The 23,363-nt window shown below is 73.4% G+C and carries 24 protein-coding genes; 15 read left to right on the top strand and 9 right to left on the bottom strand.

The annotated features are described in order from the left end of the window. Positions 1–6 precede the first annotated feature (6 nt). The 6 genes from ACE3QY_RS00425 to ACE3QY_RS00400 form a co-directional block, all read right to left on the bottom strand. On the bottom strand, positions 7–882 hold the full coding sequence (locus ACE3QY_RS00425; RefSeq protein WP_374454040.1) for an HDOD domain-containing protein: 876 nt from the start codon (positions 880–882) through the stop codon (positions 7–9). Between the two features lie 50 nt (positions 883–932). Then, positions 933–1,838, bottom strand: coding sequence for a cation diffusion facilitator family transporter (locus ACE3QY_RS00420; RefSeq protein ID WP_374454039.1), 906 nt, complete (start codon positions 1,836–1,838; stop codon positions 933–935). Next, positions 1,838–2,212, bottom strand: a complete 375-nt coding sequence (locus tag ACE3QY_RS00415) for an ArsR/SmtB family transcription factor (RefSeq protein WP_374454038.1) — start codon at positions 2,210–2,212, stop codon at positions 1,838–1,840. Before ACE3QY_RS00415 ends, ACE3QY_RS00420 begins: the two co-directional genes overlap by 1 nt. 52 nt (positions 2,213–2,264) lie before the next feature. Then, entirely contained in the window at positions 2,265–3,209 is a 945-nt protein-coding gene (locus tag ACE3QY_RS00410) for a peptidylprolyl isomerase (protein ID WP_374454037.1), read from the bottom strand. Between the two features lie 52 nt (positions 3,210–3,261). After that, positions 3,262–4,449 (bottom strand): hypothetical protein, encoded by a 1,188-nt coding sequence (locus tag ACE3QY_RS00405; protein ID WP_374454036.1) that lies wholly within the window; start codon positions 4,447–4,449, stop codon positions 3,262–3,264. A 258-nt stretch (positions 4,450–4,707) separates the two neighbouring features. Further along, positions 4,708–5,574: a LysR family transcriptional regulator gene (locus ACE3QY_RS00400; protein WP_374454035.1), complete on the bottom strand. Its 867-nt coding sequence runs from the start codon at positions 5,572–5,574 to the stop codon at positions 4,708–4,710. 83 nt (positions 5,575–5,657) lie between these two features. Here ACE3QY_RS00400 and ACE3QY_RS00395 point away from each other — a divergent pair, with 83 nt between their 5' ends. After that, a complete protein-coding gene (locus ACE3QY_RS00395; RefSeq protein WP_374454034.1) occupies positions 5,658–6,926 on the top strand; it encodes an MFS transporter in 1,269 nt (422 codons plus the stop codon). Between the two features lie 118 nt (positions 6,927–7,044). Continuing rightward, positions 7,045–9,489: a 5'-nucleotidase C-terminal domain-containing protein gene (locus ACE3QY_RS00390; protein ID WP_374454033.1), complete on the top strand. Its 2,445-nt coding sequence runs from the start codon at positions 7,045–7,047 to the stop codon at positions 9,487–9,489. A gap of 6 nt (positions 9,490–9,495) precedes the next feature. Here ACE3QY_RS00390 and ACE3QY_RS00385 read toward each other — a convergent pair whose 3' ends face one another. The 3 genes from ACE3QY_RS00385 to ACE3QY_RS00375 all read right to left on the bottom strand — a co-directional run bounded on the left by ACE3QY_RS00385 (position 9,496) and on the right by ACE3QY_RS00375 (position 11,696). After that, the gene (locus ACE3QY_RS00385; protein WP_374454032.1) at positions 9,496–10,395 is read right to left on the bottom strand and encodes a class I SAM-dependent methyltransferase; all 900 of its coding nucleotides are present in this window, start codon (positions 10,393–10,395) and stop codon (positions 9,496–9,498) included. Next, positions 10,392–11,204 carry a hypothetical protein gene (locus ACE3QY_RS00380; protein ID WP_374454031.1) on the bottom strand — a complete coding sequence of 271 codons (813 nt, stop codon included), beginning with the start codon at positions 11,202–11,204 and terminating at the stop codon, positions 10,392–10,394. The genes ACE3QY_RS00385 and ACE3QY_RS00380 overlap by 4 nt, the downstream gene beginning before the upstream one ends. A gap of 108 nt (positions 11,205–11,312) precedes the next feature. Continuing rightward, on the bottom strand, positions 11,313–11,696 hold the full coding sequence (locus ACE3QY_RS00375; RefSeq protein ID WP_374454030.1) for a hypothetical protein: 384 nt from the start codon (positions 11,694–11,696) through the stop codon (positions 11,313–11,315). 145 nt (positions 11,697–11,841) lie between these two features. Here ACE3QY_RS00375 and ACE3QY_RS00370 point away from each other — a divergent pair, with 145 nt between their 5' ends. The 13 genes from ACE3QY_RS00370 (at position 11,842) to ACE3QY_RS00310 (ending at position 23,361) form a co-directional block, all read left to right on the top strand. Next, positions 11,842–12,378 (top strand): 2Fe-2S iron-sulfur cluster-binding protein, encoded by a 537-nt coding sequence (locus ACE3QY_RS00370; protein WP_374454029.1) that lies wholly within the window; start codon positions 11,842–11,844, stop codon positions 12,376–12,378. Then, complete coding sequence (locus ACE3QY_RS00365) at positions 12,375–13,361, top strand: xanthine dehydrogenase family protein subunit M (RefSeq protein WP_374454028.1); 987 nt, start codon at positions 12,375–12,377, stop codon at positions 13,359–13,361. Before ACE3QY_RS00370 ends, ACE3QY_RS00365 begins: the two co-directional genes overlap by 4 nt. Next, the gene (locus ACE3QY_RS00360) at positions 13,358–15,508 is read left to right on the top strand and encodes a xanthine dehydrogenase family protein molybdopterin-binding subunit (RefSeq protein WP_374454027.1); all 2,151 of its coding nucleotides are present in this window, start codon (positions 13,358–13,360) and stop codon (positions 15,506–15,508) included. Before ACE3QY_RS00365 ends, ACE3QY_RS00360 begins: the two co-directional genes overlap by 4 nt. Positions 15,509–15,546: 38 nt before the next feature. Then, positions 15,547–15,993: a BLUF domain-containing protein gene (locus ACE3QY_RS00355; RefSeq protein WP_374454026.1), complete on the top strand. Its 447-nt coding sequence runs from the start codon at positions 15,547–15,549 to the stop codon at positions 15,991–15,993. Positions 15,994–16,051: 58 nt separating this feature from the next. Further along, entirely contained in the window at positions 16,052–16,363 is a 312-nt protein-coding gene (locus tag ACE3QY_RS00350) for an SAV_915 family protein (RefSeq protein ID WP_374454025.1), read from the top strand. After that, positions 16,360–16,647, top strand: a complete 288-nt coding sequence (locus ACE3QY_RS00345) for a hypothetical protein (RefSeq protein ID WP_374454024.1) — start codon at positions 16,360–16,362, stop codon at positions 16,645–16,647. The genes ACE3QY_RS00350 and ACE3QY_RS00345 overlap by 4 nt, the downstream gene beginning before the upstream one ends. Then, positions 16,647–17,750, top strand: coding sequence for a hypothetical protein (locus ACE3QY_RS00340; protein WP_374454023.1), 1,104 nt, complete (start codon positions 16,647–16,649; stop codon positions 17,748–17,750). Before ACE3QY_RS00345 ends, ACE3QY_RS00340 begins: the two co-directional genes overlap by 1 nt. Continuing rightward, the gene (locus ACE3QY_RS00335) at positions 17,744–18,418 is read left to right on the top strand and encodes a hypothetical protein (protein WP_374454022.1); all 675 of its coding nucleotides are present in this window, start codon (positions 17,744–17,746) and stop codon (positions 18,416–18,418) included. Before ACE3QY_RS00340 ends, ACE3QY_RS00335 begins: the two co-directional genes overlap by 7 nt. A gap of 19 nt (positions 18,419–18,437) precedes the next feature. Then, on the top strand, positions 18,438–19,892 hold the full coding sequence (locus ACE3QY_RS00330) for an LLM class flavin-dependent oxidoreductase (RefSeq protein WP_374454021.1): 1,455 nt from the start codon (positions 18,438–18,440) through the stop codon (positions 19,890–19,892). Between the two features lie 96 nt (positions 19,893–19,988). Further along, positions 19,989–20,510 carry a hypothetical protein gene (locus tag ACE3QY_RS00325; RefSeq protein WP_374454020.1) on the top strand — a complete coding sequence of 174 codons (522 nt, stop codon included), beginning with the start codon at positions 19,989–19,991 and terminating at the stop codon, positions 20,508–20,510. A gap of 29 nt (positions 20,511–20,539) precedes the next feature. Next, entirely contained in the window at positions 20,540–21,823 is a 1,284-nt protein-coding gene (locus ACE3QY_RS00320; protein WP_374454019.1) for a sensor histidine kinase, read from the top strand. Then, positions 21,820–22,461, top strand: coding sequence for a response regulator (locus tag ACE3QY_RS00315; RefSeq protein ID WP_374454018.1), 642 nt, complete (start codon positions 21,820–21,822; stop codon positions 22,459–22,461). The genes ACE3QY_RS00320 and ACE3QY_RS00315 overlap by 4 nt, the downstream gene beginning before the upstream one ends. A 30-nt stretch (positions 22,462–22,491) precedes the next feature. Continuing rightward, entirely contained in the window at positions 22,492–23,361 is an 870-nt protein-coding gene (locus ACE3QY_RS00310; protein WP_374454017.1) for an aldo/keto reductase, read from the top strand. Positions 23,362–23,363 lie beyond the last annotated feature (2 nt).

Here is a 23,363-nt window from a genome sequence, read left to right as displayed (position 1 = left end):
TCGGGGTCAGGCGCCGTAGCGGTCGGCGAGCTCGTCGTACCGCTCGCGCGAGGTCGCCACGATGTCGTGGTAGTCGTCGTGGTCGAGCCGCAGGATCCCCAGCAGGGGCGTGACCTCGTGGCGCCGGGCCACCATGCTCTCGAGCTCCTCAGGGTCGGCCTCGCGGGTCGTGATCTCGTACGACATCGCGCAGGCGAGCCCGACGGCCGCGCTCACGGGGGACAGGCCCTCGTGCGCCTCGTGGTGCTCGCGGATCGCGACGGCGATCGTTCGCGGGAGACCCCACGCCTCGGCCACGGTGCCGCCGATGTCGGCGTGGGTGAGACCGAAGACCACCCGCTCGGTCTCCACGATGTCCGTGCCGTCGGTCTCCGCAGCGAGGGCGAGCGTGTCGAGGATGTGCTTGCCGAAGTGCTGGCCCAGCACCACCATGCCGAAGTCGTGCAGCAGAGCGGCGGTCCCGACCTCGGCCGGGACCGGGACGGTCGAGCGGGAGCGGATCACCTCGGCGGCGATCGACGCGGCCACCGAACGCTCCCAGAGCGCCCCCCGCTTGAAGCCGTACGCCGGCATCGGCTGGAGCATCCTGCTGCCGACGCGCGACGCGAGGGTGAGCGACAGCACCGTGCTGGGACCGAGGCGCACCACGGCGTCGCGCACGGACGTGACGGTGGAGCGGCGGCCGAGGGCGGCCGAGTTGGCCCGGCGCAGCAGGTCTGCGGTCAGCGAGACGTCCAAGGACACCGTCTCGGTGATCTCGCGGATGTCGGAGTAGGGGTCGGCGACCAGCGTGGCCAGCCGGGCGACGGTGTGGGGAAGGGGTTCGACGGCCTCGGCAGCGGTCAGCAGGTCGGCACGGTCGACGAGGGGAGTAGCAGTCACCTAGTCGTGATCGGCCAGCCGAGGCGCGATCTGAGGGACTATGACCCACCTCACCAGGTCGCGGCGTGACAGTCCTGGGTGGCGCGAGACTCGACCTGGAGGGTGGCGTGCTCGATGTGGTGCTGGGCGCGCATCACCGCGCGGGCCTCGTCGAGGACGTCCTGGCCGGAGGTCGCGTCCTCGACGACGAGGTGCGCGGTGGCGACGTACATGCCGGAGGTGAGGGTCCAGACGTGCAGGTCGTGGACGTCGGCCACGCCCGCCACGGCCTCGAGGTCGCGGACGACGTCGTCGAGCCGCATGCCCTCGGGCACGTGCTGGCCCAGGACGGCGAGCACCTCGCGGCCGAGGACGACCGCGCGGACCGCGACGAAGACGCCGATGGCCAGCGCCACAGCGGTGTCCCACCAGCCTCGGCCGGTGGTCGCGACGACGACGCCCGCGAGGATGACACCCACGCTGCCGGCGGCGTCGGCCACGACCTCGTAGTAGGCGCCCTTGACGTTGAGTGACTCCCCCGCGCCGCCGCGGAGCAGGACGATGGAGACCACGTTGACCACCAGGCCGATGACGCCGACGACGACGACCGGCCCGGCCGCCACGTCGACGTCCTCGCCCATCCGGCCGAGCGCCTCGACGACGACGTACGCCGAGACGCCGAGCATGATCAGCACCGTCAACCCGGAGGCGAAGATCTCGGCGCGGTACGACCCGTAGCTGCGCCGGCCGGACGTGTCCGGACGCGTGGCGATCTTGGTCGCGGCCAGCGCGGCCCCGAGGGCGACGACGTCGGCCGCCATGTGGCCGGCGTCGGAGATCAGCGCCAGCGAGCCGGAGACCAGGCCGACCACGAGCTCGACGACGAGGAAGAAGGCGACGAGCCCGAAGGCCACCGCCAGCCGCCAGCGGTGCCGTGCGCCCGCGTGCCCGCCGCCGTGGGAGTGTCCGTGACCCATCAGGACCCCCGACCGTGGCGCTCGTCGGTGTGGAGCCGGTGGACCATCGCGACCTGGTCCGGGTGGTTGGCGTGGTCGGCGTGGAAGAGCGCCTCGTCGAGCAGCCGGTGCACGTGCTCGTCGGCCGCGGTGTAGTAGGCGTACGTCCCCTCGCGGCGCACCTGGACGAGCCCCGCCAGCCTGAGCTTGGCCAGGTGCTGGCTCACCACCGACGAGCTGGCGCCCACGCGCTCGGCCAGCTCGTTGACCGAGGACTCGCCGTGCAGCAGCGCCCAGAGGATCTTGATGCGCCGGCGGTCGGCGAGCATCCGGAATGCCTCGACGGCCAGGTCCACCTGGTCGTCGGTCGGCAGGTCCGTGCGCCGGTCGGTCATGCCCGCAGCCTATCTGCATGATCGCGCAGATAAGCAACTATCCGGACATCGGTCAGCGCTCCTCGATGGTCACCTTCTCCATGAACAGCCGCTCGGCGAACGACTCTCCGCCCATGCCGAGACGCTCCATGGCGGTCATCCGGTCGACGACGTCCATCCCCTCGAGCACCGTGCCGAAGGTGGTGTGCACCCGGTCGGTCGAGAAGCCGGCGTCGAACTCCGTGCCGTACGCGATCCAGAACTCGCTGCCGGCGGTCCAGGGCTGCCCGAGGCCGGCCGTGACCACCGACCCGACCGGGTAGCCGTCGCGCTCGGCCGCGGCGAGCTCGTCGGGCAGGGTGTAGCCCACGTCCCACCCGACCGCGTTGGTGCCGCTGCCGGCCTGGACGGCCGAGATGGCGCCGTAGTCGCGGTAGACCTCGAGGCCGTCGTAGAAGCCTTGCCGGGCGAGGAAGACGAAGGAGTTCACCGCGACGGGTGCGTCCTCCTCCAGCAGGTCGATGACGATGGGGCCGCAGGACGTCTGGACCCGCGCGACGTAGTCCACGCCGTCCTCGAGGACCTGCGCAGGACCGCCCGGGAAGCGCGGACGGCTCGCGCGCACGTCGGCGGGCGCCTTCGCCCCGCAGGCGACGGGCCGGTCGTCGCGCGCCGGCTTCTCATCGCTGTCCACCGGCGTGCCCGGTTCGACGGTGTAGTCCTCGGCCTTCGCCTCGCCGGCCGCCATCGCCTCGTTGGCTGCCGAGGCCTGTGCCTCACCGGACGCCTCGGTGTCGATCAGCCCGGTGTCCTCGGCCTGCGGGGCAGCGTCCGGCTCGGTGTCGTCGCCCCGGGTGAGGGCGACCACGAGGCCGATGACCAGAACCACGGCAACGACCGTGCCGAGGACGCCGAGGAGCACCGTACGACGACGCCGGGCCGCGGCGCGCTGCTGCTCGCGCTCCCACTGCTCGCGCTCGGCCTGCTGGCGCGCCTTGCGCTGCTTGCTGCTGCTCACGGTGCGAGCGTACGGGCGGCTGGCGCGGCGCGCCGCGGCGATCGGGTCGTGGTCAGCCGCCGGCGGTGACCGGCTCTCCTGAGTCCCACACGTTGCCGCGCCACTCGTTCCCGGCTGCCGACGCCTGGAAGGACGTCGCCGGGCCGTAGACGCCGCACCGGCGGTTGGGCCCGCGCTCGAAGACGTTGTCGATGAAGCGGATCTGCGTGGCCACCGGGTAGGGCTTGCTGGGGGAGTAGCCGCCGTAGGCGCAGTAGGAGATCGACGAGGCGTTGGCCTTCAGCAGGTTGCGCTCGACGAGCACGTCCCGCACCGGGCCGAAGTCGCCGAACAGCGAGACGTCGGCCGTGCACCCGCCGTCGGTGCGGTTCAGGATCGAGTCGCAGTGGAGCGTGTTGTGCCGCAGCACGATGCCCTCGCCGCCGTTGGTGAGGAAGGCGTTGGTGTGGAAGCTGCCGCCGTCGGGGTTGTACTGGGCGTGGAGCCACGAGTCGACAATGGTGCAGTCGTCCTCGCAGTGCACGGAGTGCTGGCCACCGGTCACCTCGACCCGGGTGGCCGTGATGTGGGAGCCCCAGAGGGCACCGTCCGACCAGCTGCCCGCGACGACCTCGCTGTCGCTGATGTCGAGGCTCTGGCCGCTGCCGGTCACCTCCACGCGGGGGACGCGGCTGTTGCGGATGGTCAGCGCGAACGGGTGGTAGGCGACCAGCTCGCTGCACCGTGCCCGGACGTCCTTGCCGTCGATGACCGCGGACGAGCCGTGGGACTCACGGAAGATGCACGGGCCGGTGTACGGCTCGAGGGTGACCCCGTCGGGGACGCCGGTGGTGGCCGCGTTGGGGAATCCGGTCGGTGTCGGGGTGGGAGTCGGCGTGGGCGTCGGGGTGGGGGTCTCGGTCGGGGTGGGAGTCGGCGTGGGCGTCGGGGTGGGGGTCTCGGTCGGGGTGGGGGTCTCGGTCGGGGTGGGGGTCTCCGTGGGCGTCGGGGTCTCGGTCGGGGTGGGGGTCGGCGTGCCCTCGGGCGCGTCGTGGTTGGCCAGCAGGGACTCGATCCGGTCGAAGCGGCAGTCGTTGTACTCGTACAGCTCGGTCACGGAGACGGGGGGCGTGGGCTCGTCGCAGTCGGGGACGCGGACGGGCGCCGCGGCGGGGCCGGCGGCGTACCCGACGGCGGCGAACAGGCTGGCGGTGATGCCCAGCGCGAGGCCGACGGGGCCGTAGCGCCTGAGTGGGGACATGGTGGTGCTCCTTGCAGTGGGGGTGGGGGCGTGCAGCACTGCTCGACGGGCGCCACGCGGCACGTGTCGAGACAGGGGTCGTCACCGTCGTCGCGGTGGTGGCGCGGAGGGGGGTGGGTCCACGTCAGCGGCCAGTCGGCACGATCCACCTCACGGCGGAGAGATCACGTGACCGTACCCACAGCCGAGCCGCGAATGGCACCCCTCAGCGCCAAGCCGGCGTCGATCTACCCACAATGTGCCGCCACGGCCGCGGCCTCACGCCCAGGCGCGCACGAAGTCGAGGAAGCGCTGGGCGGGCGGTGCGAGCGGCCGATCGGCGCGCCAGACGAGCGAGATGGTCCGGCGCGCGCCCGGCGCCGTGAGCCGCAGTCCCACGGTGCCGGACACCCCCGCGAACACCTCCGGCACGATGCCGACGCCGAGCCCTGCGGCGACCAGGCCCTCGATCGTGGCGAGGTCGGCGCTCTCGAACGACACCTGCGGGGTGACCCCGGCCTCCGCGAACAGCTCGTCGACCAGCGCTCGGTGGCCGAAACCGGGCGGGATCATCACCATCTCCTCGTCGGCGAGCTCGGTGAGGGCGACCCGCTTGCGGCGGGCCAGCCGGTGGGTGGGCGGCACCACGACGACCAGCCGCTCCTCCTGCACGGGCAGCCGCGCGTAGCCGTCGTGGGGGCGCATCATCGTCAGCCCCAGCTCCGCCGCCCCGCGGTCGAGGTCGCGCCGGATGTCGTGGGCCGGCTCCTGGCTGAGCGCCACCTTGATGCCCGGCGCGTGCTCGTGGAAGCCGCGCAGCAGCCGCGGCAGGAGCGTGGTCGCCATCGAGTCCAGGAAGGCGAGGCGTACGACGCCGGTGTCGGGGTCGAGCCGGTTGGCGAGTGCCGCGCGCAGGCGGTCGTGGCCGGCGACCAGCTCGCGCGCGGACTCCAGCACCAGCTCGCCGTCGGCGGTGGTCACGATGCCGGTCGGCACGCGCTCGAAGACCCGTACCCCGAGCTCCGCCTCGATCCTGGCGAGCGCCCGCGACAGGGTCGGCTGGCTGGTGCCCAGCGCCGACGCCGCATCCGTGACGTGGCCGTGATCGGCCAGCGCGAGCAGCCACTCGAGGTCGCGGACCAGCACGTCACGGATCATACGTCTGACGCATGGATATGTACCGTCCGACACATTGGACGTATGCCGTGGGGAGCCGGACCATGGTTCGGGTGAGCACCTCTGCCCCGCACCGCCTCGCCACCTCGCCGACGGCACCGGCGTCGACGTACGTTCCGGGGACCGCGGGCTACCGCCGGGTGATGACGGCGATGTTCGCGGCCGGGATGGCCACCTTCGTGCTGCTGTACGACGTCCAGGCGCTGCTGCCCGACCTGGTCCGCGTCTTCGACGTCTCGCCGAGCCACAGCACCCTCGCGCTGTCGCTGACCACCGCCGCGCTCGCGGTCACCCTGCTCGTGGCAGGACCGGTCTCCGAGGTCGTCGGCCGCACCCGCCTCGTCCACCTCTCGCTGTGGGCCTCCGCACTGGTCGCGCTCGGGTGCGCGCTCGCCCCGACGTGGGACGTGCTGGTGGGCCTCCGGATGCTCCAGGGCGTGACCGTCGCCGGGCTGCCGGCCGTGGCGACGGCGTACCTCCGCGAGGAGGTGCACCCCTCCGCGCACGGCCGCGCCTTCGGCCTCTACATCGGCGGCACCGCCCTGGGCGGGATGGCCAGCCGCCTGGTGACCGCCCCGATCGCCGACGTCGCCGGCTGGCGCTGGGGCCTCGCCGCCGCGGCGGGCTTCGCCTTCGCCAGCGCCCTCGTCGTGGCCCGGCTGCTGCCGGCGTCCCGCAACTTCACGCCACGACCGACCGGCCCGGGCGCCGTCCTGGCGATGGCGCGGGGTGCGCTCGCCGACCGCGCCCTGCTCGCGCTCTACCTGCTGGGCGCGTGCGCGGTGGGCTCGCTGGTCGCGGTGTTCAACGCCCTGGGCTTCCGCCTCAGCTCGGCGCCGTACGGCCTCACGGTCGGCACCATCAGCCTGGTCTTTCTGGTCTACGCGCTGGGGTCGGTGAGCTCCGCCGCGTCCGGGCGGATCGCCGACCGGATCGGCCGCCGCGCGACCATTCCCGCCGGGTGCGCGCTCGCGCTCGCCGGCGCCTGGCTGACGCTCAGTGCGTCGCTCCCCGTGATCGTGCTGGGCATGGCCGTGCTCACGGTCGGCTTCTTCTGCGTGCACGGGCTCGCGAGCGGGTGGGTCACCGCGCGCGCCCACCTCGCCGGGGCGAGCACCGGACAGGCGGCGGCCTTCTACCTGTTCGCCTACTACGTGGGCTCCTCGGTCTTCGGCAACCTCGGCAGCACCGCCTGGACGCACGCCGGCTGGGGCGGGGTCGTCGCGCTGGCCACCGGGCTGCTGCTGACCGCGGCGGCGATGGTCACCGTGCTGAGGAAGACACCGGCGCTCGCGGACACGAGTCACATACGTGAACCGTGACCGCATGCCCGGTCAGCGTTCCGAGATGTGGAACTAAATTCGACAGTGTGAACCCTGAGGGCTACGGTCGGCTCCGGCTGTGGCGTGCGTCACAGCGTCGCCCAGCGAGGAGCCCGTCGTGCCCGTGCCCGTCCCCGCCTCCATCCACCCGGTCCGTGCCGCCGCGCGCGGGCTCCTGCTGGGCGCCACCGCCGTCGCGCTGGCGCTGCCCGCTCTCGGCGGCGCGCCGGCGGTCGCGGCCGTCGCGCCCGACGTCGTCGCGGCCGCGGCCGGTGGCGAGGTCATCGCCTGGCGCGAGATCGAGGACGGGACGATCAGCGGCGGCCCCGCGCTCAACTCCGGCGACCACGGCAACTTCTCCGGCACCGGCTCCTACACGTTCCGCGAGACCGGCATGCAGTCGACCGTCTCCTTCACCGCCCCCGAGGCCGGCACGTACCCCGTCTGGATCCGCTACGCCGCGGGGCCGCTCAGCCCGGAGGAGAACATCACCCGCGCGATGGGCCTGCTCACCAACGGCGGGTCGCGCCAGACCGTGAGCTACCCGCTCACCGGGAGCTGGGAGAGCTGGGCGTGGGCCCGGGCCGACGTCACCCTCGTCGCGGGCGCCAACACCCTCGCGGTGCAGTGCGACCGCAACCAGGAGATCTGCCGGCTGAACTTCGACGCCATCCAGGTCGGCGGACTCGCGCCCGACCCGTGCGCCGCGACGCCGGCCGCACCGGGTGCCGTACGCCTCTTCGACGGCACCTTCGCCTCCTTCGACCAGTGGCGCAAGGCCGGCGCCGGCGGCTTCGGCCGCCAGACCGACTGCTCGATCCGCGGCTTCCGCGGCCAGGGCACGACGTGGACCACCGCCCAGCAGGACGGCCCCTACAGCCTGGGTGTCGACTGGCGGCGCGGCGACAGCGGCGCCGGCTCCAGCGTGTACGTCGGCTCGACCGGCAACGGCGCTGCTGAGCCGAGCAGCGGCTACCAGGTGCGCATCGGCGCCGCCGACACCGCGACCATCCGCACCGCCGACGGCAGCACCACCCAGGCCGCGGACGCCACGGCCCTGGCCGCCGCGGTCAAGCCGGTCGGCCAGTGGAACCGGTTCACGATCCAGGTCACCCCGCGGCGGATCCGCGTGCTGCTCAACGGCACGCCGGTCAACACCCTCGACCGCTCCGCCGCGATGAGCGGCTACATCGGCCTGGAGAACAGGGCCGGCACCGACCAGGTCAGCTTCCGTGACATCCAGCTCGAGCCCGGCGTCGAGCTCACGTCGCTGGCCGGCGCGGTCAGCCGGGCCAGGAAGGCCGACGGCACGACCCCGGACGCCGGCGCCGAGTCGACCCTCGGCAACCTCGTCGCCGAGGCGCAGCGCTGGGCCACCCGCAACGCCTCTGGTGGCAACGCGAAGATCTCGCTGGCCACCCCGACCGCCCTCACCGGTGAGCTCGCGGCCGGCACGACCACCTACGCCGAGGCGGCCGCAGTGGTCGCCGCCGAGCCGCTGGTCAACATGCGACTCACCGGCACCCAGCTGAAGACGGTGCTGGAGCAGCAGTGGCAGCGCACCGCGAGCAACCACGTGCCCAGCCTCTCGTTCATCCGCCTCGGCGCCTCCTCCGGTTTCACGTGGACCGAGGACCCGACCCGGGCGGAGGGTGACCGGGTCACCGGCATCTGGCTCAACGGCGCCGCGATCGTGCCGACGGGCACCTACTCCGTGACCGTCAGCCAGTCGCTGGCCGCCGGTGGCGACAACTTCCACGAGCTCGCCGAGGGGATCGGGCTGCGCACGCCCGACGCCACGACCGCCTCCGCCGTCGCCGCCTACCTCGCCGACGCCTCGACCGGCGGGTCCTTCGCCCCCGAGCCGACCCAGCGGTCCTTGGCCGTGGTGTTCCCGGGCGGCAAGCCGGCGTCGTACGTCGCCGGGACGATGTTCTCGGTCGACCTCTCGTCGTGGTCGTTCTCGGCCGCGACCGACCCGGTGGACAGCGCGGTCCAGGTGTCCGTCGCCGGACGTGCGATCGGCAGCTTCCCGGTCGACGCGACCGCCACCGACACGGCGTACGACGACCACGGTGCCGTCGCGGTCCGGGCCACCCTCCCCGCCGACCTCCCGGCCGGCGCCCAGACGGTGACCGTCGTCGGTGCCACCACCGGCACGACCGTCCAGCTGCCGATCGTGGTGACCCCGGCCCCGGCGCCGGTCCCCACGCCGACGCCCACCCCCACGCCGACCCCCACCCCGACCCCCACGCCGACCCCGACGCCGGTCACCAAGGCCAAGCCGACGCTGGTGGCCAAGGTGAAGCCCGGCTCGGTGGCGGTGAGGAAGACGCGGGCGAAGCTGGTGGTGACCCTCGCCTCCACGGGGGCGACCCCGACCGGCAAGGTGCGCGTGAAGGTGGGTGGCAAGGTGCTCACCGGCACCCTCCGCGCCGGCAAGGTCACGCTCAAGCTGCCGGTCTTCACCAAGCCCGGGACGGTGAGGCTGAAGGTCAGCTACGCCGGTGACGCCGCCACCCTCAGCGCGACGAGGACGGTGAAGCTGCGGGTGACGCGCTGACCGCGCTCACTCACGGCGGGCGGTGACCACCCGGACGTTGCCCTCGTCGTCCTCGACGGAGCCCACCTCGGCCCAGCCGGGGAAGCGGAGCACCCGTTTCTGCCAGTAGGGACCCTGGCCGAGGCCGATCTCGAAGCACAGCCAGCCGCCCGGCCGGAGCCAGGTGGGAGCCTCCTGCACCAGCCGGCCGACGATCGACAGGCCGAGGCTCCCGCCGTCGAAGGCCAGGCGTGGCTCGTGCTCCGAGATCTCGGCCGGCATCTCGCCGACCTTGGCCGAGGAGATGTAGGGCGGGTTGCAGATCACCACGTCCGCGGTGCCGTGCAGGCTCGCGGGGAGGGCGTCGAAGAGGTCGCCCTCGTGCACCTGGACGCGGTCGGCGGCGTCGATGAAGAGCATGTTCGCGCGGGCCAGGCCCACGGCTGCCGTCGAGAGGTCGGCGGCATGGATCATGACACCCGGCTCCACGACCGCGAGGCCCGCGGCGAGGTTGCCCGCTCCGGTGCACAGGTCGATGACCAGCGAGCCCTCGGTGCGGCGGACCAGGTCGAGCGCCGTGCGGCCGAGGATCTCGGTCTCGACCCGGGGGACGAGGGCCTCCGGACCCGCCAGCAGCTCGACGCCCATGAAGCTCTGCCGCCCGGTCAGGTGCGCGAGCGGCGACCCGGTGATCCGCCGCTCGACCAGAGCGGCCAGCAGGCGCTCCCCCTCCGGCGTCAGGGGCTCGAGCGCCTGGTCCGCTGCCGCCTGGACCGACAGCGGGCGACCGGCGGCGGTCGACCAGAGCGCGCGCAACGTCGAGTCGGGTGTCTCCTCCGGGTGGTCCGGCAGGATCGAGACCTCCGCCTCGAGTCGGGCCAGGTGGCGCTCGAACAGCGCCGGTTCGGTCAGGGTCGAGGTGTTCATCCGTCCTCCGTCTGGGTGAGTACGTCGAGGAAGCGGGCCGCGAGCATCGCGGACCCGGCGTGGTTGAGGTGCTGGCGGTCGCCGTCGGCCCAGCCGGTCGCCAGCGAGGCGGTGCGGGTGCCGTCGGCCGCGGTGCCCTCGGCGGCGGCGATGTCGAACAGGTCGTCACCGCCGTAGGCCTCGCGCACCAGCGCGTTGTAGCGCTCGCGCGCGGCGTTGTCGTCGCCGCGGACGACGACCTTGAGGTGCTGCTTGATCCCGGACGGCGCGGCCGTCAGCGGGACCGTGGTGTGGAGGAAGCGGACCTGCGGGAAGTCGCGCTCCAGGGCGTCCATCGTGTCGCGGTACGCCGCGAACACCGCGTCGACGTCCGTCTTCGCCGTGACGTCGGTGTAGCAGAGCTTGACCAGCGCCACGTCGACGGCCTCAGCCATGCCGGCGCGCATCGTGGCGTCGAAGTTGGCGATCTTGCCGAGCGGGTCGCCGTTGGTGCCGATCTCGGCGTGGACCACCACGCCCTGTCCCGCGGCGAGGTCGGGGGGCGAGTCGCCCGCTTCGACCTGGACGACCTCGGGCTCGGGGACGCCCTTGTCGGCGTAGAGCCGCTGCATCCCGTCGAGGAGGTTCCACCCGATGGACATGTGCCCGAGGAAGACCCGCTCGCCCGCGGCCGCGGTGAGCTCGCTCTCGGAGACGGTCTCGGCGGCGGTGTCGGGCGACGGCTCCGGCTCGCGCGGTCCCCAGAAGCGGACGAGCACGACGGCGCCCAGAGCGGCCACGACGGCAGCCCCCAGGAGCACGCGCCTCACGGCGGCGGCCTTCATCCCCCTACGCCCCCCTTCACCCGGCCACGGTAGGAGCGTGGGGTGCCCGGGACGACGGGACGCGAGGACCTGCCCCATTCTGGGGACGCAGTCCTAGGTCGTGCGCTGCCGGGCCGTGCGCGGGCCGGGGCCGTCGGGATGGAGGAGGTCGTAGGCGTGGGACACCTTCTGCGGGACGACCATCCGCCACGCGTCGACGACCAGCTCCCGGGCCTCGACCGGGTCGAGCTCGGCCAGCGTCGCGTGCACCCAGTTGAAGCGCATGTCGGACTCGTCGGGCAGCTGGAAGCGCGGGTCGCTGTCGACGAGGGCCTGCCGCTCCTCCTTGGGGAAGGCGAAGCCCATCACGGTCTCGTCGTGCGAGAAGGCGACGTAGACGATCGACCCGACGCGGAACTTGAGCCGGCCGCGCACGGTCACCACGTAGGACCTGTCCAGCCCCTCACCGAGAGGCAGGACGTCGTCGACGACTGCCATCCCTTCTCCCTCCGCCCGTGCTCCCGAGTATCCGCCGATCGGCACGGGATGGCGAGCAGGAGAAACTAACTAACCAGACAGTTGATAACTGTCGACGTGCCCTCTACCGTGGGCACACCCACGGACCCCCGGAGAGGAACGGTCGATGACAGGACAAGAGGTGAGCGTCCGGCTCACCGTCGACGGCACCGATCGGCAGCTCGACCTCGACCCGCGGGTCACGGTGCTCGACGCGCTGCGCGACGAGCTCGGCGTGACGTCGGTCAAGAAGGGCTGCGACCACGGGCAGTGCGGAGCCTGCACGGTGATCGCCGACGGGCGGCGGATCGTGTCCTGCCTCGCCCTCGCGGCGTCGTACGACGGGGCGGAGGTCACCACGGCCGCCGGGCTCGGCACGACCGACCGCCTCGGTCCGATGCAGCAGGCCTTCGCGGACCGTGACGCGCTGCAGTGTGGCTACTGCACGCCGGGCCAGATCTGCTCGGCGGTCGCGATGCTGGAGGAGGCGCGCGCCGGCATGCCGAGCCACGTCAGCCCCGACGTCGCGGTGGCCGAGGTCGACCTCACCGACGCCGAGGTGCGCGAGCGGATGTCGGGAAACCTCTGTCGCTGCGGGGCCTACGTCAACATCGTCGCCGCGATCCAGGACGTGGCCCACACGAAGGAGGATGGCGCGGCATGAAGCCCTTCACCTACGAGCGGGCGACCAGCGTCGAGGACGCGCTCACGCTCGCCGCCGACGGCGGTGTCTACCTGGCCGGCGGCACCAACCTGGTCGACCACCTCCGGCTCGGGATCCGCGACGCCGACCGCCTCGTCGACATCTCGCGCCTCCCGCTGTCCGAGGTGCGCGAGCGCGAGGACGGCGGGCTGGTCATCGGCGCGGGCGTGCGCAACAGCGACCTCGCCGCGCATCCACTGGTGCGCACCCGCTTCCCCTTCGTCACCCAGGCCCTGGTCGCGGGTGCGTCCGGGCAGCTCCGCAACATGGCCACCACGGGCGGCAACCTGCTCCAGCGCACGAGGTGCGTCTACTTCCAGGACCTGACCACCCCCTGCAACAAGCGCGAGCCCGGCACCGGCTGCTCGGCGGCCGAGGGCTTCGGCCGCTACAACGCGCTCCTGGGAACGTCCGAGGACTGCGTCGCGGTCCACCCCTCCGACCTGTGCGTGCCGCTGGCCGCGCTCGACGCCGAGGTGGTCGTCACGGGACCGGCGGGCGAGCGGCGCATCCCCTTCCGCGACCTCCACCGGCTGCCCGGCGACCGGCCGGACCTCGACACCACGCTCGAGCCGGGCGAGCTGGTGCTGGCGGTCGAGCTGCCGCCGCTCGCCCTGGCCGTCCGCTCGCGCTACCGCAAGGTGCGCGAGCGGGCGTCGTACGCCTTCGCGCTGGTGTCGGTGGCCGCCGCGCTCGACGTCGAGGACGGCGTGGTCCGTGACGTGCGCCTCGCGCTCGGCGGGGTCTCGCACAAGCCGCACCGGGCGCTGGCCGCCGAGGAGGCGTTGCGAGGACAGCCCGCCACCGAGGAGCGGTTCCGCACCGCGATCGAGGCCGAGCTCGAGGCGGCGAGGCCCGGGCCGCACAACGCCTTCAAGGTGCCGATGGTCCGCAACACGGTGGTCGACGTGCTGTCCGGCCTGGCCGGTGGGAGCGCGGCATGACCACGACGCTCGAGCCCACCGCTCCCGCGGAGGACACGCAGCGGCCCGCCATCGGCAGCGACCGGATGCGCGTCGACGCCCCGCTCAAGGTGACCGGCACCGCGCCCTACGCCTACGAGCAGCCCGTCGAGGAGCCGACGTACCTCGTCCCGCTCGTCTCCACCATCGCGCGCGGGCGCATCACCCGCATCGACGACAGCGCGGCAAGGGCCCTCCCGGGCGTGCACCTGGTCCTCACCCACGACAACGCGCCGCGCATCCGGGTGCGGACCGACGGCGCGCTGACCATCCTCCAGTCGCCGGAGGTGCACCACCGGGGCGAGCTGGTGGGCGCCGTCGTCGCCGACTCACCGCACGTCGCGCGCGAGGCTGCCGGGCTCGTGCGCATCGAGTACGCCGAGGAGCCGGCCGAGCTCGGCTTCGCCATCGACCACCCGGAGTCCTTCGAGCCGCGCCGGGTCAACGCGTTCAAGCACGGGTCCTACGAGCGCGGCGACGTCGACGAGGGACTGCGCGACGGCGTCCTCGTCGAGGCGGACTACACGACGCCGATGGAGTTCCACTCCCCGATCGAGCCGCACGCCGTCACCGCGATCTGGCACGACGCGTCCGCGGTCAACCCGCGCGCGATCAGGCTCACGCTGTTCGACACCAACCAGGGGCCGGGGCTGCTGGGCACGCTGCTCGGCCCGGTGCTCGGGCTGCTGCCGGGCCAGCTCGAGGTCATCTCGCCCTACGTCGGCGGCTCCTTCGGCACCAAGGGCTGGCCGCAGCCGCACCTCGTGCTGGTCTCGATGGCTGCCCGGCTGCTGCCCGGCCGGCCGGTGAAGTTCGCGATGACCCGCCAGCAGATGTTCCGCAGCACCGGCCACCGGCCCGCGAGCGCGCAGCGGATCCGGCTCTCGGCCGACGCCGAGGGGCGGCTCATCGCCGTCGACCACCAGAGCTGGGCGCCGACGGCGCGGACGAAGACGTTCGTCGAGCAGACCGTCTCGGCGACGCGGATGATGTACGACGTCCCGCACCTGCGCACGATCCACCACGCGGTCAGGCAGGACGCAGCACCCGGCATGTTCATGCGGGCGCCCGGCGAGTTCACCGGGATGTTCGCGCTCGAGACCGCGCTCGACGAGCTGGCCGTCGCGACCGGCGTCGACCCCGTCGAGCTGCGCATCCGCAACGAGCCGGAGTGGGACCCGGAGACCGGGAAGCCGTTCAGCACCCGCAACCTCGTGGCGTGCCTCCGCAAGGGCGCCGACCGGTTCGACTGGGCCGACCGGACCCCGCCGGGTCAGCACCGCGACGGCGAGTGGCAGGTCGGGCTCGGGATGGCGAGCGCGACGTACCCCAACCAGCACTTCGTGCCCAACCGGGCCGGGATCCGCTACTCCGGCGGGCGGTGGTCGGTCGAGATCCAGGCCAGCGACATCGGCACGGGTGCCTGGACGATCCTCCCGCAGATCGCGGCCGACACCCTGGGCGTGCCCGTCGAGCTGGTCGACGCGGACATCGGCCGCACCGGCCTGCCGTGGGCGATCATGGCCGGCGGCTCGGTCGGCACCTACGACTGGGGTGACGCCGTCGTCGCGGCGGCCACGAAGTTCCACCGCAAGCACGGCGACTCCCCGGAGGACGGCGCCTACGAGACGGCCACCGGACGGCTGCCGCGGGGTGCGCGTGGCTACTCCCGGCACTCCTTCGGCGCGCACTTCGCCGAGGTGCGGGTGAGCACGGTGACAGGCGAGGTCCGGGTGGACCGGATGCTCGGCGTCTTCGCCGCGGGCCGGATCATCAACCCGCGCACGGCACGCAGCCAGCTGATCGGCGGCATGACGATGGGCCTCTCGGCGGCGTTGCACGAGGAGGGCCACCTCGACGAGCGCTTCGGCCACGTCGTCAACGGCGACCTCGCCGGCTACCACGTCGCCGCGCACGCCGACGTCGTCGGGCTGGAGGCGATCACGGTGGACGAGCACGACCCGTGGTTCGGTCGCACCGGCGCGAAGGGCATCGGCGAGCTCGGCATCGTCGGCGCACCGGCGGCGATCGGCAACGCGATCTTCAACGCGACCGGCGTACGACTCCGGGACCTGCCGTTCACCCCGGACCGGCTCTTCGCCGCGTGGGAGCCGCCCCCTTCAGGGTGAGGCAACGGCCCGGCGGCCCCACCTACTGTCTTCGGGCGATGACCCTCCACACCCTGCCCGGCCCACCCGTGCTGACGCTGACGTACGCCAGCTCCGCCCGGGAGCTGTTCACCATCGACGAGCTCGTGGAGCTCGTCGAGCAGATCCGCCCGAAGAACCACCGGCTCGGCGTCTCGGGCCTGCTGCTCTACAGCGGCGGCAACGTGATCCAGACCCTCGAGGGCGAGCCCGGGACGGTCGACGCCCTCTTCCGCACGATCGCCGAGGACCCGCGCCACACCGGCGTCCGCGTGCTCGAGCGCCGTGGCCGCGACGACCGCGCCTTCGCGAGCTGGTCCATGGGGTTCCGGCACCTCACCGCACGCGAGATCGCCGACACCTCGGGCTACACCGCCTTCGTCGAGCACTCCGTGGGCCGCGACCTCGACACCCACCCGGAGTCGGCCTTCGAGCTGCTCGAGAGGTTTCGCGCGACCGCCGTCTGACGCGTCGGCCTCCCGGCGGCCCGTTTCGGCGCGGTCACCTCTGGGTAGCGTTGACCGCATGACCGCGACGCAGCACACGGGCCAGGGCGGGGTGACGGCGCCGCCAGTCGTCTACCTGCCGGTCGACGTCGACGCGGAGGGCAACGTCACGGACTTCCGGATGATCCGCCTCGGCGACGGCCGGATCGCGCTCCTCGCCTACACGGCCCTCGACCGCTTCGTCGACGCGTGGGGAGAGGAGCAGCCGTGGCTGCTCTTCGAGACCCGCAAGATCGACGAGATCCACCGGGCCAAGCCCTTCGACCTCAAGCTCCTCGACGTCGTCGTCCCCGACGAGCTCCGGTCCGCCCGCCGCGGGGTGACCCCGTGACGCTGCGCCTCGACGCCGGAGCAGCCGACCTGGTGGCCAGCGGCCACGAGGAGGCGGCGGCGACCATCGACTCCGCGGCGACGTCCGCACCGGTGTCGGTGGACGCCGGCTACGGCGCCGGCCACGTCCTCGACATCCTCGCCGCCGTGAGCGAGACCGCCGGGGAGATCGCGATGGTCAACGCCGCCGTCGGCGCGCTCGTGCGTGACGTGGCGAGCGACCTCGGCCTCACCGAGGCCGCCATCGGGCGTGAGTTCGACGAGATGGCGAGGGTGGGCGACTGATGCTGGACACCGAGGTCGAGGGCTCCCCGGCTGCCGTCACCGCGGCCGCGACGTGGCTGCGCGACACGCTGGCGAAGAAGGTCGCGGACGCGGGCGACCAGCAGCAGGACGCACGCAACGACGCCCGCAGCCGGTGGGAGGGCGAGACCGCCTCGTCCTACCAGAACTTCAGCGGGGACGCGCTGAAGGTCACCGACAAGCACGAAGGACGGATCAAGGCCGCCGCGACGGCCCTCGACGACTACGCCGCGCGGCTCAAGGGCCTCGAGGACGCCATGCGCGAGATCCGGAGCCGGGCCACCGGCGGCGGGCTCACCGTGAACGGCACGGTGATCCACCCACCGCCCGACGTGCCGTCGACGGAGTTCGAGCCCGGCTCGGCCGAGGAGGCCGCCTACCAGGCCGGGATGGCGAAGGTCGAGCTGTGGAACACCCTCGTCAAGGATGCCGCCGCCGACTACGAGGCCTTCGTCGACTGGGTCGACGGCACCATGCCGGGCGCCGTGGCCAAGGCGCGTGAGAAGGACGGCTCGGACTCGTTCCTCGAGACCGTGCAGGGGATGCTGCCCAACTTCGGGGGTGGCAGCGGCGCCGGCCTCGCCGGTGCAGCCCTGACCGACAAGGCCCAGGACCTGAAGGCCGAGGCGCGCGAGTTCAGGCGTCGGAGCAACGTGGCGGGTGACCCCCGGATCAGGGGGTCCGCCGACACGCCGGCGGGGAAGGCGAAGCTCGACGACCTGCTGGGCAAGGCCGACTGGCTGGGCAAGGGCGGCCGCATCCTCGGCGGGCCGGCGGGCATCCTCATCGATGTCGGGTTCGGCGTGAAGGAGGGGATGGAGACCGGCAACTGGGAGCGTGCCGCGCTCACGACCGGGACGAGCATCGCCGTCGGCGTGGGCGTCACCGCCCTGGTGGCGGCCGGCGTCGTCACCGCTCCGGCGTGGGTCACCGTGGTCGCAGCAGGTGCCCTCGCGGCCGGCGCGTCGTACGTCGTGGGACAGGTCTACGACAACTGGGACGACATCACCGACACCGTCAGCGACACCTGGGACAGTGCCACCGACACCATCGGAGACGCGTGGGACTCGGTCACGCCATGGTGAGCAGCAGCCCCGAGCGGCTGATCCCGCGGTGGTACGCCGCGACCGTCGTCGGCGGGCTGGTCGTGTTCACCCTCGCGCTCGTCGTCACCTCGACAGCGTTCGGCGAGGGACTGGCGGGCGCGTCGATGTGGGGGCTGGCGACGTGCAGCGCGCTGGTCCTCGTGGCTGCCTGCTCCGCGCTGCTGCGACCGCGCCGACCGCGTGACCCCGAGGTCACGGCGGACGGCACCCGCGTGTTCCGCTCGCCGTCGCTCACGGTGTGGCCCCTGGTGGGTGCCTGGGTCGCCCTGCTCGTCACCGCGACCGTCTGGGGGTGGCTGGCACTCACCGACTTCGACGCGCTCGAGTCCCCCGGGTTCTCGCTGATCACCGTCGTGGGCGCCCTCGCGTCGCTGCCCGACCTCGTCCGCCTGCTCACCGGCCGGCTGCACCGCTGGACCGTCGCCATCGGCCCGGAGCAGCTGACCTACCGCGGCTACCGCACCGACCTCACCGTGCCGTGGAAGGACGTGCACGGAGCCGTGGTCCAGGAGCGGGGCCCGGCCGGGGTCAGGATCGACCTCCGCGGCGACCGACCGGACCCGGTCGTGCCCGTCACGGCCTTCGACGTCCCCGCCGAGCAGGTCGTCGAGGAGATCATCCGGGCCCGCAAGGCCGCGCGCCGCTGAGCTGGGCCAGACTGGGGAGATGCGGCTCCCCGACCCGGCCCTCGTCGTGCTGGTCGGCGCCTCCGGCTCGGGGAAGTCGACGTGGGCCGCGGAGCACTTCCGCGACCAGGAGGTCGTGTCCTCAGACGCCCTGCGGGGAGTGGTGGGCAGCGGCCCGCACGACCTCGACGCCTCAGCCGACGCCTTCGCGGTGCTCGAGACCGTCGTCGCCGCCCGGCTCGGCCGCCGCCTCACCACCGTCGTCGACACCCTCGGGCTCGACGCCGCGAAGCGGCAGGCCTGGCTGGCCGCCGCCCGCGCGGCCGGCCTGCCGGCGGTCGCCGTGCTGCTCGACACCCCCGACGCGGAGTGCAGGCGTCGCAACGCCGCCCGCGACCGCCCGGTCCCGGCGCCGGCGCTGGCGGGGCAGCTGCGGTCGGTCCGTGACGTACGCCCCCTGCTCGAGGTCGAGGGCTGGGACCTCGTCGTCCCGGTCGACGCAGCCGCACCGGACGCGGCGCCGGCACCCGAGCGCCGGCCCGACACGGCGCCCGACCGCACGTCCGGCCTCGGCCTGCGCACGGTGCTCCAGGTCTCGCGCTTCCCGTGGGGCGAGGACCCGATGGCGTGGCTGGCGGACATCGCCCGCGCGGCCGACGAGGCGGGCTTCGCCGGCCTGGCACTGATGGACCACCTGATCCAGGTGCCGCAGGTCGGGCGGGCGTGGGACCCGATCCCGGAGCCGTGGGTGACGCTGGGCGCGATCGCGTCGCTGGGCACGGGCCTCGAGCTCGGCACGCTCTGCACGCCCGTCACGTTCCGCCCGGCCGGGGTCACCGCCAAGGCGGCCGCCACGCTGTCGGCGCTCACCGGCGGCCGGGCCTTCGTCGGGATCGGTGCGGGCTGGTGGGAGCGGGAGCACGCGGCGTACGGCATCGCCTTCCCGCCCGCGCGCGAGCGGCTCGACCAGCTCGAGCGGGCCGTCGTGACGATGCGCGCGCTGTGGTCGGCCGGCACCAAGGCGCACGACGCGCACGGCGTGCAGCTGCCCGAGACCACCGGCTACCCCCGGCCGGCCGCCCCGATCCGCGTCGTCGTCGGCGGGTCGGGCGAGCGGCGCACGCTGCGCATCGCCGCGCAGCACGGCGACGCCTGCAACCTCCGCACCACCGACGAGGAGGAGCTGCGGCGCCTCGTCGGGGTGTTCCACGCGCACTGCGACGCCGTCGGCCGGGACCGCGGCGACGTCGAGGTGACCGTCCTGGACCTCCCGGTCGTCGGCCGCGACCGCGACGACGTGTGGGCCCGCGTGGAGCGGCACCGCGGCCGCACCCTCGCAGCGACGTACGCCGCCCGCACGCACGCGGCGACCGTGGCCGGCCACCGCGAGCGCTGGGCCCGCCTCGCGGGGTTGGGCGTGCGCACCGTCTTCCTCGCCACGCCCGACCTCGACCGTCCCGAGGACGTGCTGGACCTGGCGGGGCTCAACGCCTGAGGGCTCCCGCCGGGAGGCGGGTACTAGCACCATCGGACAGGTCGCCGGGCGACGCGGTCCCGGGCGAGGCTGGAGCCCTCACCTGAGGAGGACCCCATGAACCCGAACACCACCCACCCGCTCACCCGAGTCGTCGCCGCCGTCACGGCCACGTCCGTGCTGGGCCTCGCACCCCTCGTCGCCGCGGCGACCCCCGCCCACGCCGGCGGCGCCGCCCCCACGCTCCGCTCCGGTGGCGACGACGACCCGCCCGGTGACGACCACGGCGGCCGCAGCGGCGACGACGGCACCGACGACAACGGCGGCTCCGGCGGCGACGACGACCGCGTGATCAACACCGGCTCCTGCTCGGCGGGCGCCCGCTGGAAGGTCAAGGTCAAGACCGACGACGGCCGCCTCGAGGTCGAGGGCGAGGTCGACACCAACCGCGCCGGCCAGACCTGGGCGTGGTCCCTGCGCCACAACGGCTCCGTCAGTGCGCGCGGCAGTTCGACCACGACCGCACGCAGCGGCTCCTTCGAGGTGGAGCGCAAGATCGTCGACCTCGCCGGGACCGACCGCGTCGTGTTCCGTGCGACGTACGCCGGTCAGACGTGCCGAGGTGTGGTCAACTTCTGATCCCGACTACCGGCCTCGGAGGAGGTCCCGTGCGCTGGCTGACGAATCCCGTGGTGCAGTTCCTGGCCGCGGGACTCGTCGCGCTGGTGATCGTGGTCCTCGCGACCAGCGCGCTGAGCCGCGACGCGGCCGACGAGGAAGCCATCCACGACGCCCGCGCCCTCACCACGGTGCTGGGCCGCTCGGTGGCCCAGCCCGCCGTGCCGCGCGGCCTGGTCCGGGGCAAGGCGTCCGCGATCGACCAGATGGACTGGCAGGTGCTGGACCGGCTGCTCGTCGGCGACGTACGCCGGATCAAGATCTGGGCCGCCGACGGCACCGTGCTCTACAGCGACCGCACCGAGCTGATCGGGGCGACGTACCCCCTGGACGAGGAGGAGCTCGACGCCCTCGAGACCGGCGGCACCGACGCCGAGCTCTCCGACCTCACCAAGCCGGAGAACCGCTTCGAGCGCGAGATCGGGGGCGACCTGCTCGAGGTCTACACGCGGATCACCTCGCCCGAGGGCGAGCCGCTGCTCTTCGAGGCGTACTTCGCCAGCGACCAGATCGAGCGCCAGCGCGAGGAGGTCCTCGGCCGCTTCCTCCCGATCATGCTGGGCGCGCTCATCGGCCTGATGCTGCTGACGACCCCGCTGGTCCTGCTGCTCACCCGGCGCCTGGACCGTGCGGCCCGCGAGCGCGAGGCCCTGCTCCGGGCCGCGGTCCGTGCCTCCGACGCCGAGCGGCTGCGCATCGCGCGCGACCTGCACGACGGCGTGGTGCAGGACCTGGCGGGCTCGTCGTACGCCCTCTCGACCGTCGCGGCCCGGCCGGCCGTGGACGCCGGCGTGCGCGAGGAGCTCGACGGGGTCGGGCGCTCGCTGCGCACCAGCATGCGGTCGCTGCGCTCCCTGCTCGTCGAGATCTACCCGCCCGACCTGCACACCGGCGGCCTGGCGGCAGCACTGCACGACGTGGTCGCCCCGCTGGCCGCCGCCGGGGTGGCCGTCGACGTGGACGTGAGCGGCGAGGCGTCCGCGGGCGAGGACGCGGTCGCCCTCGTGTGGCGCGTCGCCCAGGAGGGCGTGCGCAACGTCGTGCACCACGCCGCGGCCACGCGCGTCTCGTTGACGGTGCACCGCGAGGACGACCGGCTGGTGCTGGAGATCGTCGACGACGGGCGCGGCTTCGACCCGGCTGCGGGCGCGGACGAGGGCCACTTCGGGCTGCGCACCCTCGACGGCCTGGTCCGCGAGTCGGGCGGGACACTGGAGGTCGAGTCGGCCCAGGGCGAGGGGACGACCCTGCGGATGGAGGTGCCGGCCGGATGATCCGGGTGGTGGTGGCCGACGACCACGCCGTCGTGCGCAGCGGGCTGACCGGGCTGATCGAGGGCACCGACGACCTCGAGGTCGTCGGTGTCGCGGCCAACGGGCGCGAAGCCGTCGAGCAGGTACGCCGGCACCGCCCGGACGTCGCGCTGATGGACCTCCAGATGCCGGACGTCGACGGCGTCGAGGCCACCCGCACGATCGTCGCGGAGGGCCTCGGTGCCGAGGTGCTGGTGCTGACCTCCTTCTCCGACCAGGCGCGCATCCACGCCGCCATCGACGCCGGCGCGGTCGGCTACCTGCTCAAGGACGCCGAGCCGGAGGTCCTGCTCGACGGGATCCGCGCGGTGGCGCGGGGCGAGTCGCCGATCGACCCGCGGGCGGCGCGGACGCTGCTGGGCGCGAGGTCCTCCAGCCGGACCGGTGGGGAGGTCGTCGGGGAGCTGTCGCCCCGCGAGGCCGAGGTGCTGCGCCTCGTGGTCGAGGGGCTGCTCAACAAGCAGATCGCCCAGCGGCTCGGGGTCACCGAGCGGACCGTCAAGGCCCACCTCACCTCCGCCTACCAGCGCATCGGCGTCGCCGACCGCACGCAGGCGGCGCTCTGGGCGCAGCGGCACGGGCTGGTCGACCGCTCCTAGCGACTTCGTCGACCTGTCTAGTGTCGTGACATGCAGACACGCACTCTCGGAACCACCCAGGTCGGCGCCGTCGGACTCGGCCTGATGACCTTCGACCAGTCCGGCACACAGCCGCGCCAGCAGCTCGTCGACACCGTCCGGGCCGCGCTCGACGCGGGCGTCACCCTCTTCGACACCGCCGACGCCTACGGGCCCGGCGACGAGAAGGGTGCGGGCGCGCAGGGCGAGAACGAGCGGCTGATCGCCTCGATCCTCGACGAGCTCGGCGTCCGCGACCGCGTCCTCCTCGCCACCAAGGGCGGGCACGTGCGCACCGACGGCGGAGGCTGGGCGACCGACAGCTCGGCCGACCACCTGCGGCAGGCCGTCGACGACAGCCTCCAGCGGCTCGGGGTCGAGCAGCTCGCGCTGTGGCAGCACCACCGCCCCGACCCGAAGGTCCCCTACGACGAGGTCATCGGCACGGTGAAGGAGATCGCCGACAGCGGCAGGGTCGCCCACGTCGGTCTCTCCAACGCCAACCCGGAGCAGATCCGCGCGGCGCACGCCGTCCTCGGTGACCGCCTGGTCAGCGTGCAGAACCAGTTCTCCCCGGCCTTCCGCAGCTCGCGCCCCGAGATCGACGTGTGCGAGGAGCTCGGCCTCGCGTTCCTGCCGTGGAGCCCGCTCGGTGGCCTGTCCGACGCGAAGGAGCTCGCAGACAAGCACCCGGCCTTCGCGAAGATCGCGTCCGACCGCGGTGTGAGCGCCCAGCAGGTCGCGCTGGCGTGGGAGCTCGCCCAGTCGCCTGTCGTCATCCCGATCCCGGGAGCGAAGCGGCCGTCGTCGATCACCGACTCGGCCGCCGCCGCGGACCTGGAGCTGACCGCCGACGAGCTCGCCGCCCTCGACGCGGGCTGATC

It is taken from the genome of Nocardioides sp., assembly GCF_041913365.1.
Classification (GTDB): Bacteria; Actinomycetota; Actinomycetes; order Propionibacteriales; family Nocardioidaceae; genus Nocardioides.
The sequence above is the reverse complement of the archived record's forward strand: the minus strand, read 5'-3'. Positions and strand labels throughout refer to the sequence as shown.